The sequence below is a fragment of the Streptomyces asoensis genome (assembly GCF_016860545.1).
In the GTDB taxonomy this organism is placed as follows: Bacteria; Actinomycetota; Actinomycetes; order Streptomycetales; family Streptomycetaceae; genus Streptomyces; species Streptomyces asoensis.
In genome coordinates this window covers 164617-177497 of record NZ_BNEB01000002.1, presented here as the reverse complement: position 1 = coordinate 177497, position 12881 = coordinate 164617, and the positions used below count along the sequence as shown (strand labels likewise).

The following is a 12881-nucleotide window of genomic DNA, read 5'->3' as shown; positions in this document are numbered from 1 at the left end:
TGACCACGTTTGGTACTGGCTCATTCACCAGGGTCGTTCGATATACTGAACGCTGTCTCTGATGATGAATATGCTGTCGGAGCGTATTTCCCGTCGAACGAAGGGGTCAAGGGCGATGTCGGCTGTCGAGACGGGGGGCGGAGCGCAGGTCAAGTCCGCGGTGCGGACGGTTGAGCTGCTGGAATACTTCGCCGGCCGCCCCGGAATGCACTCCCTCGCGTCCGTCCAGGAGGCGGTGGGATACCCCAAGTCGAGTCTCTACATGCTGCTGCGCACCCTGGTGGAGCTGGGGTGGGTGGAGACCGACGCGACGGGCACGCGGTACGGGATCGGGGTGCGGGCGCTGCTCGTCGGCACGTCGTACATCGACGGCGACGAGGTGGTCGCGGCCGCCCGGCCGACCCTGGACCGCCTGTCGGACGACACCACCGAGACCATCCACCTCGCCCGGCTCGACGGCACGAACGTGGTGTACCTCGCCACCCGCCAGTCGCAGCACTACCTGCGCCCCTTCACGCGCGTCGGACGCCGCCTCCCCGCCCACTCCACCTCCCTGGGCAAGGCGCTGCTGAGCACGTACACCGACGAGCAGGTCCGCAAGCTGCTGCCGGAGACGCTGTCCGCGCTGACCGAGCACACGATCACGGACCGCGAGAAGCTCATCGAGGAGCTGCACCAGATCCGTGAGCAGGGCTTCTCCGTGGACCGCGAGGAGAACACGCTGGGCCTGCGCTGCTTCGGGGTCGCGATCCCCTACCGCACCCCGGCCCGCGACGCGATCAGCTGCTCGGTGCCGGTGGCCCGGCTCACCCCCGCGCACGAGCAGCTGGTCAAGGACGCGCTGTTCGACGCACGCGACCGGCTCACCCTGGCCACCCGTAGGCTCTGAGGCATGCTGATCACCCTGCGCCAGGTCCACGACAGCGATCTGCCCGTGTTCTTCCGGCAGATGAACGACCCCGAGTCCCTGCGGATGGCCGCGTTCACCGCGAAGGACCCGGCCGACCGGGACGCCTTCGACGCCCACTGGGCCCGGATCCGCGCCTCCTCCGCCGTGCCGCGCACGATCCTGGCCGACGGGGACGTCGTCGGCAGCGCGGCGGTGTACGGGGAGCCGGGCGAGCGCGAGGTGACGTACTGGGTGGACCGGGCCTACTGGGGCCGGGGCATCGCCACGGGGGCGTTGCGGGGGCTGGTGGCCGAGGTCGCGGAGCGGCCGCTGTTCGCCCGGGCGGCGGCCGACAACGCCGCCTCCCTGCGGGTCCTGGAGAAGTGCGGCTTCCGGTCCACCGCCCGGGCCACCGGATACGCGCACGCGCGCGGCGCGGAGATCGAGGAGATCGTGCTGCGCCTGGAGCCCTGAGCGGCCCCGGGCGGACGGCCCGCCGGCCGGGCCGGCAGATGAACGGACGATGAGAAAACGGGCGGACGGGAACGAACCCCGCCGCCTCGTTCGTCTTTCCGGTCGCCATGAACAAGACGATCAGGCGCGCCTCGGTCTTCGCGCTGCTGCTCGTGTTCGCCCTGCTGCTGCGGGCGACCTGGGTGCAGTTCTACGAGGGCCGGGCGCTCGCGGACGACAAGAGCAACCGGCGCAACGCGATCTCCACGTACGCGGAGCCGCTCGGGAACATCATCGTGGGCGGAAAGGCGGTCACCGGTTCGGCCGTCACCACCGGCGGCGACCTCAGATACAAGCGCACCTACACGGACGGCGAGCTGTACGCGGCGGTGACGGGCTACGCCTCCCAGAGCTACGCCCCGACGCAGCTGGAGGGCATCTACGCGGACCTCCTCAACGGCACGGACATCCGGTTGAAGACCGCGCTGGACACGGTCACCGGAAAGCGGGCCGACCCGGGCAACGTGATCACCACGATCGACCCGGCCGTGCAGAAGGCCGCGTACGACGCGCTCGGCGACAAGAAGGGCGCGGCGGTCGCGATCGACCCGAAGACCGGCCGGATCCTGGCGGTGGTGTCGACCCCGTCGTACGACCCGTCGACGCTGACCGACGCCAACACCGCCGGGACGGCCTGGAAGGAGCTGAACGCGGACCCCGCCAAGCCGCTCACCAACCGGGCGCTGCGCCAGCCGCTGGCGCCGGGCTCGACGTTCAAGCTGGTGGTGGCCGCGGCCGCGCTGGAGGACAAGCTGTACACGTCGGTGGACGAGAAGACCGACAGCCAGGACCCCTACCGGCTGCCGGGCACGCGCACGGACCTGAGCAACGAGAACCCGTCCGCGCCCTGCGAGAACGCCTCGATCCGGGTCGCGTTGCAGTACTCGTGCAACAACGTGTTCGCGCACATGGCCGTCCAGCTCGGACAGGACAAGCTGAAGGCGATGGCCGACCGGTTCGGCTTCGACGACAACAGCCAGGACGTGCCGGTACGGGCGTACCCGAGCGTCTACCCCTCCGGCATGGACGCCTCGTCGACGGCCCTGACCGGCATCGGCCAGTTCGACGTGACGGCGACGCCGCTCCAGATGGCCATGGTGTCGGCCGCCATCGCAGGCGGCGGCGAGCTCGTCTCGCCGCACATGGTCTCGCAGATCACCGACGGCGGCGGTGACGTGCTGAAGGACTACGACGACGACGCGTCGAGCACGCGGGTCGTCAGCTCCTCCACCGCCGAGCAGTTGCAGTCGGCGATGCGGACCGTCGTCGAGAAGGGCACCGGCACGAACGCGCTCATCGACGGCGTCACCGTGGGCGGCAAGACGGGCACGGCGCAGAACGGCGAGAACAACAGCAAGGCGCCGTACGCCTGGTTCACCTCGTACGGGAAGTCCGACTCCTCCGGCGAGGAGGTCGCCGTGGCGGTCGTCGTGGAGCAGTCCGACGCGGCGCGCTCCGAGGTCAGCGGCAACGGGCTGGCCGCTCCGGTGGCCCGGGCGATGATGCGGGCGGCACTGAAGTGAGCGCGGGGCGGGACCGCGCCGGCCGCGGTCCCGCCCTCGTGCCGTGCCGTCACCGCACGCCGAGCACCTGCTCGATCGGGTCGATGGCGAAGTACACGACGAACAGCGCCGAAGCCCCCCACAGCAGCCAGTGCACGTCCTTCGCCTTGCCGAGCACCGTCTTGATGACGACGTAGGCGACGAAGCCCGCGCCGATCCCGTTGGTGATCGAGTAGGTGAACGGCATCACGGCGATGGTGAGGAACGCCGGGACGGCGATCTCGTACCGGTCCCAGTCGATGTGCTTGACCTGGGTCATCATCAGGAAGCCGACGGCCACCAGGGCGGGGGCGGCCGCCTGGAGCGGAACGATGGTGAGCAGCGGGGTCAGGAACAGGGCGAGCGCGAACAGGCCGCCGGTGACCAGGTTGGAGAATCCGGTGCGCGCCCCTTCGCCGACGCCCGCGGCGGACTCGATGTAGGAGGTCGCGGAGGACGCCGAGGCGGCGCCGCCCGCGACCGCCGCCGCGCCGTCGATGAGCAGCACCCGGCCGAGGTGCGGCACATCGCCCTTGTCGTCCAGCAGTCCGGCCTCCGCGCTGATGCCCACGACGGTGCCCATGGTGTCGAAGAAGTCGGACAGGACCAGGGTGAAGACCAGCAGGACGACGGTGACGACGCCGGTCGCGCCGAACGCGCCGAACAGGCTGAAGTGGCCGATCAGCCCGAAGTCGGGGGTGCCGACGACCTTGTCGGGCCAGGACGGTGTGGTCAGCCCCCAGGACTTGATGTCCGCGAGCGAGTCGATGAGGATCGCGAGGACGGTCATCGCGACGATGCTGATCAGGATCGCGCCCTTGACCTTGCGGGCCAGCAGTCCGACCGTCAGCAGCACGCCGAGGCAGAAGACGAGCACCGGCCAGCCGGCGAGCGTCCCCGTGCCGCCGAGCTGCACGGGGACGGTCGTGTGGGCGATGTCGGGGACCCGGCTGACGAAGCCGGCGTCGACGAAGCCGATGAAGGCGATGAACAGGCCGATGCCGACACTGATCGCCTGCTTCAGCGGCTGCGGGATGGCGTGCATGACGGCCTCGCGCAGACCGGTCACCACCAGGACGCAGATGAGCAGGCCTTCGAGGACGACGAGGCCCATCGCGTCGTCCCAGCTCATCAGCGGGGCGATCTGGAATGCGACGACCGCGTTGAGGCCGAGGCCCGCGGCGAGCGCGAGGGGCAGGTTGCCGCCGACGCCCATCACGATCGTCATCACGGCGGCCACCAGGGCGGTGGCGGTGGTGAGCTGGACGGTGTCGAGGTGGTGCCCGTACTTGTCCTCGGCGCTGCCCAGGATGATGGGATTCAGGACAAGGATGTAGGCCATGGTGAAGAACGTGGCGAAGCCGCCGCGTATCTCCCGGCCGAAGGTGGATCCCCGCTCGGAGATCTTGAAGAACCGGTCGACGCTGCTCGTCGCGGGTGGCTCGGCGCTCGGCCGGTCGGCCGCCGTCTTCGTCTCGGACATGGCTGGTGCTCCCTGGTGGCTGAACGATCCGGGTGCGGATGCTGGCTGGATTGTGGCCGCGTTGAACCGTCTTCGGGTTTTCGCCGTGTTACGGAATCGGACTCCGCAGACGTTCGGCCCGCCACATGATGTTCGAACCCCCGTACCGATCGGGGCGGTCGCGCACTGCTACGCTTCCCGATCTCGCCTCGACCACCTCCTCGGGGCATCCCCATGTCATTCACATGACACACACAGGCACAGCAGTCGTTTCCGAGAAGAGGTCACCCGTGGGCACAGTCGTCGACGACGCCGCCTCGGTGGAATTCCACGCCTTCTTCGACCGCCACTACGCCGAACTCGCCCGTCTCGCGCACCTGCTGACGGGTGAGGCCGACGCCGCCGACGATCTCGCCGCCGACGCGCTGCTCGCCCTGTGGAACCGCTGGGACCGGGTCCGCGCGGCCGACCATCCGGTGGCGTACGCCCGCGGCGTCGTCGCCAACCTCGCCCGCACGCGCATCCGCAGCGCCGTCCGGGAGCGCCGCAGGGTCGCGCTGTTCTGGTCGCAGCGCGAGGAGAAGACGGAGAACCCCGACATCGCGGGCGCGGTGGACGTCCAGTCGGCGCTGCGTAGACTTCCGTTCCGCAAACGGGCCTGTGTGGTGCTGCGGCACGCCTTCGACCTCTCGGAGAAGGACACCGCGCTCGCCCTGGGGGTCTCGGTGGGTACCGTGAAGAGCCAGACCTCGAAGGGGATGGCCGAGCTTCAGAAACTGCTCGGCGCCAAGGGGGCTCCGCTCAAGATGCCCGCCATGGTGCGCACCGGTGAGGCCTCGGCCTCAGGAAGGGACCGATGACGATGCGGCGGGACGTGCACGACGATCTGCGCGCCCGGCTGCACGAGGCGGCCGAGGCGCACGAACCCGACCGGGCGCGCATCCTGGCCCGCGTCGAGCGCGGTATGGCGGGCGAGGTCCGGGTACCGGAGCGGTCCGCGCACCGGGCGAGCCGCCCGGTGCTGTGGGGCTGGGCCCGGATCGTGGGGGCCACGGCCGCGGTCGCCGGCATGCTCGCGGCCGGCGGTTACGCGGTGGCGTCCGCGGTGAAGGACGACACCCCCGCGCAGCAGACGGTCTCCGTCTCCTCGCCGCCGGTGCGGTCACCGGACGCGACGAGCCGCCCGCCGGCCTCCCCGAAGGCCACGCCGGGTTCCGGCGACGGCTCGAAGGAGCCCGTGGAGCCGAGCACCTCCCCGCCGCGGAGCCCCGCGGCGCAGCCCTCCGCGTCCGCGGCCGCCCTGCTGCCCGTGACGGGCGACGAGGAGGACGGCCCGCTGTGGTCGGACGGTTCGGTCGACCCGCACAGCAACGACTTCTGGGCGCAGAGCAACGTGACGCTGAAGACGTCCGCGGTGCTCACGGAGCTGACGGTGCAGCTGAAGGTGGCGCAGACCGGCGGCGTCTCGTCGGCGGGGGCCTGGCGCTCACTGCCCGAGGACGACTTCACCTTCTCGGTCGCCGAGCGGGACGGCTTCCTGGTCTACACCTGGGTGCTCAGGGCGGGGCGTACGGTCCCCGAGGGCGAGTGGGTGTTCGCCGGGCAGTACGACCACGACCGCGGCGGCCGTGACGCCAAGGACGACACCTACGCCGCCACCGGTGGCGCGAAGGGACAGCGGGGTGCCGTCGGGGGCGACTTCGCCGCCCACGACAAGGACGACGACTCCTGAGCGACACAGGGCGCGGGCCGGCGGGGGCGACCCCCGCCGGCCCGCGCCCTCGCGTACGCCGGTTCAGCCCACGAAGTAGGTGGGGTTCGGCAGCTTGTACGTCCGGTCGGCAAAGCCGCCGTCGAGGTCGGAGTACTGGTCGCCGAAGTTGGCGATGATCTCGTACCCGAGGTCCTGCTCGATGTGCTTGCGGGTGCCGGACTTGTACTGGACGGTCGTGCAGGTCCAGGCCCCCGGGGTGGCGCAGGCGCCGAGGTAGGCCGGCGGGGCGGCCGCGTTCTTGAGGAACATGTGGTCGGCGTCGAGGTCGACGTCGGCGCCGACCTTCTTCAGGTTCTCCACGGCCGCGGAGCGCTGCGCCTCGGCGAGGCCCGAGTTGTAGAAGACCTCGACACCGTGCGCCTGGGCGTACCGCACCAGTTCGGGGGTGCCGAACACCGCCGGACGGTCGGCCTTGTTCACGTAGGCCGCCCAGCTGGCGGAGTTGTACGTGTAGTTGTACCGCTTCTCGTAGTCGAGGCTGAGCAGCAGCGTGTCGTCGATGTCGAAGACGACCGCGGGCTTCTCGCCCTTCCTGACCGCCTTGCGGGCGGCCTTGTCGATGTACTTCCGGGCGGCCTTGTCGATGCTCGCAAGGTCCTTGGCGTACGGGCTCGTGGGCGACGCCTGGTACACGCCGCCGGCGTCCGGCGTGGTGCCGTAGTAGGTGTCGATGTCCTTCACCAGGAGCCCGATGTTGTAGGGCTCGTGGGTGGAGTTGGCCGTGGACTGGCCGGCCGTCGCCGCGCCGGCGCCGTACAGGGCGGCGCCGGCGACGGCGCAGGCAGCGGCGACGGCCGCGATACGCAGTGGCTTATGCATGACACGTTTTCTACGCGCGTCACACCGGTGAGCGCGAGACCCGTTGCCCGATCGAGACCCGTTCGACGGGCAAAAACCTTGCCAAGCGCCCGGGCGGGCGGGGTGTTCGCCCGCCCCGGGCGGCCTGACGGGCCATCAGTCCATGGTCGCTCCGATGGTCGTCGACCCGGTGGTCAGGAAGGTGGTCGCGGGCAGCGTGCCGCTCGACGAGCGGGCGTTGTACGTGGAGCTCGCGTCCGTCGAGCGGAAGGCGGGCGTGGCGATCCCGGAGTCCCAGTTGTTGCCGGCCGAGGTGACCTTCGAGCCCTTGCTGACCGAGCCGCCGCCGTTGCCGACGGCCAGGTTCTTGCCCAGCCTGGCGGCGCTGGTGGCGAAGTAGTAGCCCCACTTGCTGTTGGCGTAGGCGGTGGTGCGGTTGAGGACCAGGGCACCGGTGTTGGAGTTCTCGGTGAACCCGTTGCCCGCGTTGCCCCAGGCGGCCGAGTTGTTCACGACATGGGCGACGACCTCGCCGTCGCCGCCCAGCTTGTAGCCGTTGCCGTCGCCCGCGAAGGCCGAGTCGGACCAGCGGTTGACCCCGTTGCCGAAGGACCAGGTGTGCTCGACGGTGACGGGCGAGGAGAAGGACCAGAAGTCGATGCCGTCGTCGGAGTTGTTGTAGAGGCGGGCGCCGGTGATGAGGTTGCCGGTGCCCGAGCCGAACTTCACGGCGACGCCGTCGGCGTTCTCACCGTGGCCCGCGGCGTCGTAGTTGCCGTAACTGTCGATGTTGCGCACGGTGTTGTTGACGGTCGCGTCGCCGGTGAGGGTGAAGCCGGAGTCGCCGCCGTTGATGGTCTTGATGTTGTTCCAGTTGGTGCCGGTGCAGGACTGGCAGACGACCGCGCTGTCCGGTGAGTTCTGGAAGGTGAGGTTGGAGACGTTCCAGTAGTCGGCGGTCAGCTTGAAGATCCAGTCGCCGTCGGGCAGCGACGAGCCGTCGATCTTCACCGTCTCCGAGCCGTACGCCGTGAGGGTGACGGGCGAGGAGGAGGTGCCGTTGGCCGTGGACTGGAGGGTGGCCGTCGGGTAGTAGGTGCCGCCGCGGACCTGGATGACGGTGCCGGCCGTGGCGTTCTTGATGGCGTTGGACAGGTCGGTGGAGTTGGCGACCACCACGGTGGCGGCCTGTGCCGGGGTGGGCAGGGAGGCGAGTCCGGCGCCCAGGGCGAGGGCGGCGACGGCCGCGGGAGCGATACGACGAGACATGGAGTGCGGGTCCTTTCCGTCGTGCGGGGAGACGGGCGCCGTTCAGGGGGACGGGCGCCCTTCGGGGAGGGGGAACGGTTCAGGGGACGGTGTCGAGCCGGGTGAGGACTCGCGTGAAGGCCCCTCGTCGCGAGGCCGGTTCACGGGCGTCCATACGGCCTCCAGTCACCGAGGTAGGTCTGGCGGGTGTGCGTCGCGGCCTCCTCGGCGGTGAGCTGCGGCCGGTTCTCCGGCACGGTGACGACCGCTCCCGGACCGGTGTTGCGGTATTCGCGGAACCGCATGGTCTGCCAGGGGTAGGCGTCGCGCATGTTGGTGTACGGGCCGGCCGCGTCGATACCGGGGCCGATCCAGGTGTCCCGGACGACGAGCGAGGGCCAGGCGGTCGTCTCGTACGACGGCACCCACGGCCGGGCGATCTTGTAGGCCCCGTCCTCGGCGCCGGAGGTGATCCGGCCGCGCAGCGCGAGGAATCCGTAGGGGTCGGCCCGGGCGGTGGCGGGGGCGAACACCATGCCCTTGGGGGTGAAGTCCACGTCGCGCCGGAGCGTGTGGAAGTGGCAGGCGTCGAAGACGCTCCGGCCGCGGCCGAAGACGAAGTCGACGTCGCCCTCGATGTAGCAGCGGTGGAAGTACTGCCGGTCGAAGGCGTCCAGCGCGGTGGTGTCGGCGAAGAGGGTGTCCTGGTGCGCCAGGAGGCGGACGTTCTCGAAATGGGTGCGGTCGCCGGTGACGTAGGCCGCCACGGCCTGGGTCCCGGTGATGTCGGGGTGGTCGGCGCGCAGCCAGTCGTTGGCGAGGGTGAGGTCGCGGACGGTGAGGCCGGGGGCGGCCGAGGTGAAGGTCGCCGAGCCGGCGGTGCCGTAGGTGCCGGACCCGTCGGGCTTCGGCGTGCCGTTCGCGCGGTCGAGGACGAGGACGGCGGCGCGCGGGTCGCGGCAGGCGCCGCGGATCGTCAGCTCCGCCTTGTCCGGGGGCACGACGACGGCCTCCCGGTACGTGCCCGGGTGCACGACGACGGTCCGGCCGGGGCCGTCGACGGCGTCCACGGCGGCCTGGAGGGAGTCGCCGGGGCGGACGTGCAGGGTGGCGTGGGAGCGGGCGTGAGCGGGGGACGTGACGGCCGACGCGAGGCCGGTGAGCCCCGCGAGGAGTGTGCGCCGGCGCAGCATGTCAGCACTCCCCCTTCCAGGGTTGCCAGTCGCCCAGGTAGGCCTCGCGGGTGGCCGAGCGGGCCTGTTCGGCGGTGAGCTGGGGGCGGTTGGCGGGGACGGTGATCCGGGCTCCCGGTCCGCTGTTGCGGTACTCGGCGAACCGCTGGTCCTGCCACGGGAAGGAGGCCGACATGTCGGTGTAGGGCGCGACCGCGTCGATCCCGGCGTCCAGCCGGGTGTCCCGGACGACGAGGCTCGGGCGGGCGGTGGTGTCGGAGCTGGGGACCCAGGGACGGGCGAGTTTGTAGAAGGCGTCCGGCGCCCCGCTGCTGATCCGGCTCCGGGTGACGAGGTGGCCGAGCGGGTTGGCGCCCGCCGTCGAGGGGGCGAAGACGAAGCCGTAGGGCGCGGCGGCCAGGTCGGTGCGGTCCAGGGTGCGGAAGTGGCAGTGTTCGTGGACGGCCGTGGCCCGGCCGAAGACGAAGTCGACGTCTCCCTCGGCGTAGCAGTGCGCGTAGTACTGGCGGGCGAAGGCGGTCAGGGCGATCGAGTCGGCGTACAGGGTGTCCTGGTGGCCGAGGAAACGGCAGTGATGGAAGGCGGACCGGTCGCCCTGCACCTTGACGGCGACGGCCTGGGTGCCGGTGGTCCCGGGGTGGTCGGCGCGCAGCCAGTCGTTGGCGAAGGTGATCCAGCGGGCGGTGAAGCCGTCGGCCTGGAGGGTGGTGGTGGCCGACCCGGTGGTGCCGTAGGTGCCGCCTCCGGGCTTGGGGGTGCCGGCCGCGTTGTCGTAGACGATCACGACGTCACGGGGGTCCTCGGAGGCGCCGATCCAGGTGGCGTCGGTGCGGGTGGCGTCGAGCACGACCGTCTCCCGGTAGGTGCCGGGGGCGAGGACCAGGGTCCAGCCGCTGCCCGTGGTGGCGGCGACGGCGTCCCGGACGCCGGTGAAGTCGCCCCGGCCGAGCGGGTCGACGTACAGGGTGCGGTCGGTGCGGCGGGCGGCGGGGGACCCGAAGCGGCCGAACGGCCGCCGCCCGGAGCCGGCCGCCCGCGCGGGGGCGCAGGCGAGGGCGAGTGCGGCGGCCGTGCCGGCGCCGGCGGCGAGCAGTCCCCTTCGGGAGAGGGGGCGTCGGTGCGGTGGGGAGGAGGGCATGCGGGTGCTCCTTGGCGGTGCGGCTCCGCGGAGGGGGCCGGGGTGGTGACACGGGCCGGGGCCGCGGCGGGTGCCACCGCCCCGGCCGGTGTCCGGGGGTCAGCCCAGGCGTCCGGCGCCCGCGCCGCAGTCGACGATCCGCGGGACCGCCCGCGCCGGGTCGACCTTGGTGCGCAGGGTCGGGGTCCAGCCCGCGCCGGGCTGGAGGACCTCGGCCGGGATCTCCGCGTTGTGCACGGCGATCAGGTCGGTGAGCCTGCCGTTGACGTAGTTGTCGTCGGCGGTCACCGGCGACACGTTCCACCGCTTCAGGACCTTGGCCGCGCTGACCCCCTCGGGCAGCGTGAACGCGTTGTGCTGGGCGACGAGCTGGGACTCCTTGCCGACGCCGAAGCTGTAGGAGTAGGAGTCGTCGCCGACGAAGTGGTTGTTGTAGGAGTCGACCTGTCCGAAGCGCACCCGGGGGGCCCGCTCGACCAGCTTGGAGAACAGGTTGTGGTGGAAGGTCACCTTCAGGTGCCCCCGGTCGCCGGCCGCCGTGGACTCGCTGTCGCTGTTGCCGATGAGGATCGTCTTGTCGTGTTCGGTGAAGACGTTCCAGGAGGCGGTGACGTAGTCGGCGCCCCGCACGATGTCCAGCTCGCCGTCGTGCTGCTGGTACAGCATCCCGAAATAGGTCGGCGCGGCGCTGTCCGGGTGCGAGCCGTCGGTGAAGGTGTTGTGGTCCAGCCAGACATGGGTCGAGCCGTAGACGACGGCCGTGTCGTACTCGGAGTTCCAGTTGCCGTTCGCGCCGTCGGTGGGGTCCCACTGCGGGAAGCAGTCGATGGGCGACTCGAAGGCCAGGTTGCGGACGATGACGTTGTCGACGGCCTTGATCTGGAGGCTGACGCCCTTGAACCCGGCGTTCTTCCCGATGCCGACAATGGTGGTGTTGGCGGGGACGTTCGCCTTGATGGCCTGGTCCTGGGCGGCGGCGGAGGCGCGCCGCAGTCCCTCCGGGCTGTCGTCGGGCTCGGCGCTCAGGTCGGTGTCCAGGCCCCAGGTTCCGGGCGCGTACTTGGCGAGATAGGCGTCGAGGTCGTATCCGGGGGCGGCGAAGGAGTCGCATCCCTCGGCGACCGCGTCGATGACGCCCTTCACCTTGATGATCTTCGGTGCGCTGCCGCCGGCGGCGAGGGCCGCCTTGAAGCCGGCCCAGGTGGTGACGGTGTACACGTGGTCGGCGTCGGCGGCCGCGCCGCCCGTGGTCCCGGTTCCGTAGGAGGCCCAGCCGTCGTTCGCGCCCAGGACCTGCCGGCCGAGGTCGCGGGGGGCGGGGCCGGACGCGGGACGGGCGGAGGCCGTCGCGGTGGCGGTGAGCACCAGGGCGGTGCACCCCACCAGGGCAGCCATGACGCGTCCATGACATATCTGTGTACGCACTGTGCGGTTCTCCTCTTGTCGCGAACGGCGGTGCGGGTGCGCCTGCCCGGGGCGGGCGCCCTAGGCGAGCGGTGGGGGCCAGGTGATCCAGGACGTGGGGATCTCGTCGTGCAGCCGCACGACGTCACGCGGCGCGAGCACCCGCGTGCGCAGCAGTTCCCGCACGACGAGCCGCGCCACGGCGATCGCGCCCGGCGGGTTGAAGTGCGTGTTGTCCTGTTCGGTGTCGGTCCAGTTGAAGTAGGTCTTCGTCTCCTCGACGCCCAGTTCCTGCCACAGCGCGAGCGACAGCGCCTGGATGTCGAGCAGCGCCACCCGCTCCTGCACGGCCAGTGCGCGCATGGCGGCCGGGTACTCCCCGTGCGTGGGCAGGGCGGTGCCCGCGGCGTCGAACCTGCGCCGCTCGACGGGCGTGGCGAGCACGGGACGCGCGCCCTTGGCACGGGCGCCGGCGATGTACTGGCGCAGGTGGTCCTGGTACGTCGTCCAGGGCTCGGTGTACCGGGTCGGATCGGTGGTCTTCTCGTCGTTGTGCGCGAACTGGACCAGCAGGAAGTCCCCCGGCCGGATCGCGGCGAGGACCGCGTCCAGCCGGCCTTCGTCGATGAAGCTCTTCGAACTGCGCCCGTTGACCGCGTGGTTGGCGACCGGCCGGTCCTTGCGCAGGAAGAACGGGAGCGCCATCCCCCACCCGGTCTCGGGGGCGGCGTCGGAGTACTTCTGGGCGGCGGTGGAGTCACCGGCGACGAAGAGCGTGCGAGGCCGGCGGGCGGTCCCGGCCCGGGCGGGCCCGGCCGCCGCCGCGCCCAGCGGGACGGCGGCGAGCGCCGCGGACGTGACCTGTCTGCGGGTAAGGGACACGAGGTGCACCTCTCAACAGGGGTGTGTGGATGTCTTCCC

12 protein-coding genes are annotated in these 12881 nt (G+C 71.1%); 5 read left to right on the top strand and 7 right to left on the bottom strand.

Annotated features, from left to right (window positions below; translation table 11 throughout):
• The first annotated feature begins 115 nt into the window (after positions 1–115).
• The 3 genes from Saso_RS03920 to Saso_RS03910 all read left to right on the top strand — a co-directional run bounded on the left by Saso_RS03920 (position 116) and on the right by Saso_RS03910 (position 2925).
• On the top strand, positions 116–889 hold the full coding sequence (locus Saso_RS03920) for an IclR family transcriptional regulator (protein ID WP_189927869.1): 774 nt from the start codon (positions 116–118) through the stop codon (positions 887–889).
• Between the two features lie 3 nt (positions 890–892).
• Positions 893–1363: a GNAT family N-acetyltransferase gene (locus Saso_RS03915; protein ID WP_189927870.1), complete on the top strand. Its 471-nt coding sequence runs from the start codon at positions 893–895 to the stop codon at positions 1361–1363.
• A 107-nt stretch (positions 1364–1470) separates the two neighbouring features.
• The gene (locus Saso_RS03910) at positions 1471–2925 is read left to right on the top strand and encodes a penicillin-binding transpeptidase domain-containing protein (protein WP_189927871.1); all 1455 of its coding nucleotides are present in this window, start codon (positions 1471–1473) and stop codon (positions 2923–2925) included.
• A gap of 49 nt (positions 2926–2974) precedes the next feature.
• On the opposite strand, the gene Saso_RS03905 is transcribed toward Saso_RS03910, so the two are convergent.
• Positions 2975–4426: an NCS2 family permease gene (locus Saso_RS03905; RefSeq protein WP_189927872.1), complete on the bottom strand. Its 1452-nt coding sequence runs from the start codon at positions 4424–4426 to the stop codon at positions 2975–2977.
• A 269-nt stretch (positions 4427–4695) separates the two neighbouring features.
• Between Saso_RS03905 and Saso_RS03900 the strand changes: the two genes are divergently transcribed.
• Together Saso_RS03900 and Saso_RS03895 are read left to right on the top strand one after the other, a co-directional pair.
• Positions 4696–5265: a SigE family RNA polymerase sigma factor gene (locus Saso_RS03900; protein WP_189927873.1), complete on the top strand. Its 570-nt coding sequence runs from the start codon at positions 4696–4698 to the stop codon at positions 5263–5265.
• Positions 5262–6137 (top strand): hypothetical protein, encoded by an 876-nt coding sequence (locus tag Saso_RS03895; protein ID WP_189927874.1) that lies wholly within the window; start codon positions 5262–5264, stop codon positions 6135–6137. The genes Saso_RS03900 and Saso_RS03895 overlap by 4 nt, the downstream gene beginning before the upstream one ends.
• A 63-nt stretch (positions 6138–6200) precedes the next feature.
• Here Saso_RS03895 and Saso_RS03890 read toward each other — a convergent pair whose 3' ends face one another.
• The 6 genes from Saso_RS03890 to Saso_RS03865 form a co-directional block, all read right to left on the bottom strand.
• Entirely contained in the window at positions 6201–6998 is a 798-nt protein-coding gene (locus Saso_RS03890) for an HAD family acid phosphatase (RefSeq protein WP_189927875.1), read from the bottom strand.
• A gap of 135 nt (positions 6999–7133) precedes the next feature.
• The gene (locus Saso_RS03885; RefSeq protein ID WP_189927876.1) at positions 7134–8246 is read right to left on the bottom strand and encodes a right-handed parallel beta-helix repeat-containing protein; all 1113 of its coding nucleotides are present in this window, start codon (positions 8244–8246) and stop codon (positions 7134–7136) included.
• Positions 8247–8386: 140 nt separating this feature from the next.
• Positions 8387–9415: a pectinesterase family protein gene (locus tag Saso_RS03880; protein WP_189927937.1), complete on the bottom strand. Its 1029-nt coding sequence runs from the start codon at positions 9413–9415 to the stop codon at positions 8387–8389.
• A 4-nt stretch (positions 9416–9419) separates the two neighbouring features.
• The gene (locus tag Saso_RS03875; RefSeq protein WP_189927877.1) at positions 9420–10556 is read right to left on the bottom strand and encodes a pectinesterase family protein; all 1137 of its coding nucleotides are present in this window, start codon (positions 10554–10556) and stop codon (positions 9420–9422) included.
• A 99-nt stretch (positions 10557–10655) separates the two neighbouring features.
• Complete coding sequence (locus Saso_RS03870) at positions 10656–11951, bottom strand: pectate lyase family protein (protein WP_189927878.1); 1296 nt, start codon at positions 11949–11951, stop codon at positions 10656–10658.
• Positions 11952–12041: 90 nt separating this feature from the next.
• The gene (locus tag Saso_RS03865; protein ID WP_189927879.1) at positions 12042–12842 is read right to left on the bottom strand and encodes a rhamnogalacturonan acetylesterase; all 801 of its coding nucleotides are present in this window, start codon (positions 12840–12842) and stop codon (positions 12042–12044) included.
• Positions 12843–12881 lie beyond the last annotated feature (39 nt).

Bases quoted from the DNA above. Each gene is read 5' to 3' on its own strand.
- Saso_RS03920 (WP_189927869.1), top strand. From the start codon at position 116: ATGTCGGCTGTCGAGACGGGGGGCGGAGCGCAGGTCAAGTCCGCGGTG.
- Saso_RS03915 (WP_189927870.1), top strand. From the start codon at position 893: ATGCTGATCACCCTGCGCCAGGTCCACGACAGCGATCTGCCCGTGTTC.
- Saso_RS03910 (WP_189927871.1), top strand. From the start codon at position 1,471: ATGAACAAGACGATCAGGCGCGCCTCGGTCTTCGCGCTGCTGCTCGTG.
- Saso_RS03905 (WP_189927872.1), bottom strand. From the start codon at position 4,426: ATGTCCGAGACGAAGACGGCGGCCGACCGGCCGAGCGCCGAGCCACCC.
- Saso_RS03895 (WP_189927874.1), top strand. From the start codon at position 5,262: ATGACGATGCGGCGGGACGTGCACGACGATCTGCGCGCCCGGCTGCAC.
- Saso_RS03890 (WP_189927875.1), bottom strand. From the start codon at position 6,998: ATGCATAAGCCACTGCGTATCGCGGCCGTCGCCGCTGCCTGCGCCGTC.
- Saso_RS03885 (WP_189927876.1), bottom strand. From the start codon at position 8,246: ATGTCTCGTCGTATCGCTCCCGCGGCCGTCGCCGCCCTCGCCCTGGGC.
- Saso_RS03875 (WP_189927877.1), bottom strand. From the start codon at position 10,556: ATGCCCTCCTCCCCACCGCACCGACGCCCCCTCTCCCGAAGGGGACTG.
- Saso_RS03870 (WP_189927878.1), bottom strand. From the start codon at position 11,951: ATGGCTGCCCTGGTGGGGTGCACCGCCCTGGTGCTCACCGCCACCGCG.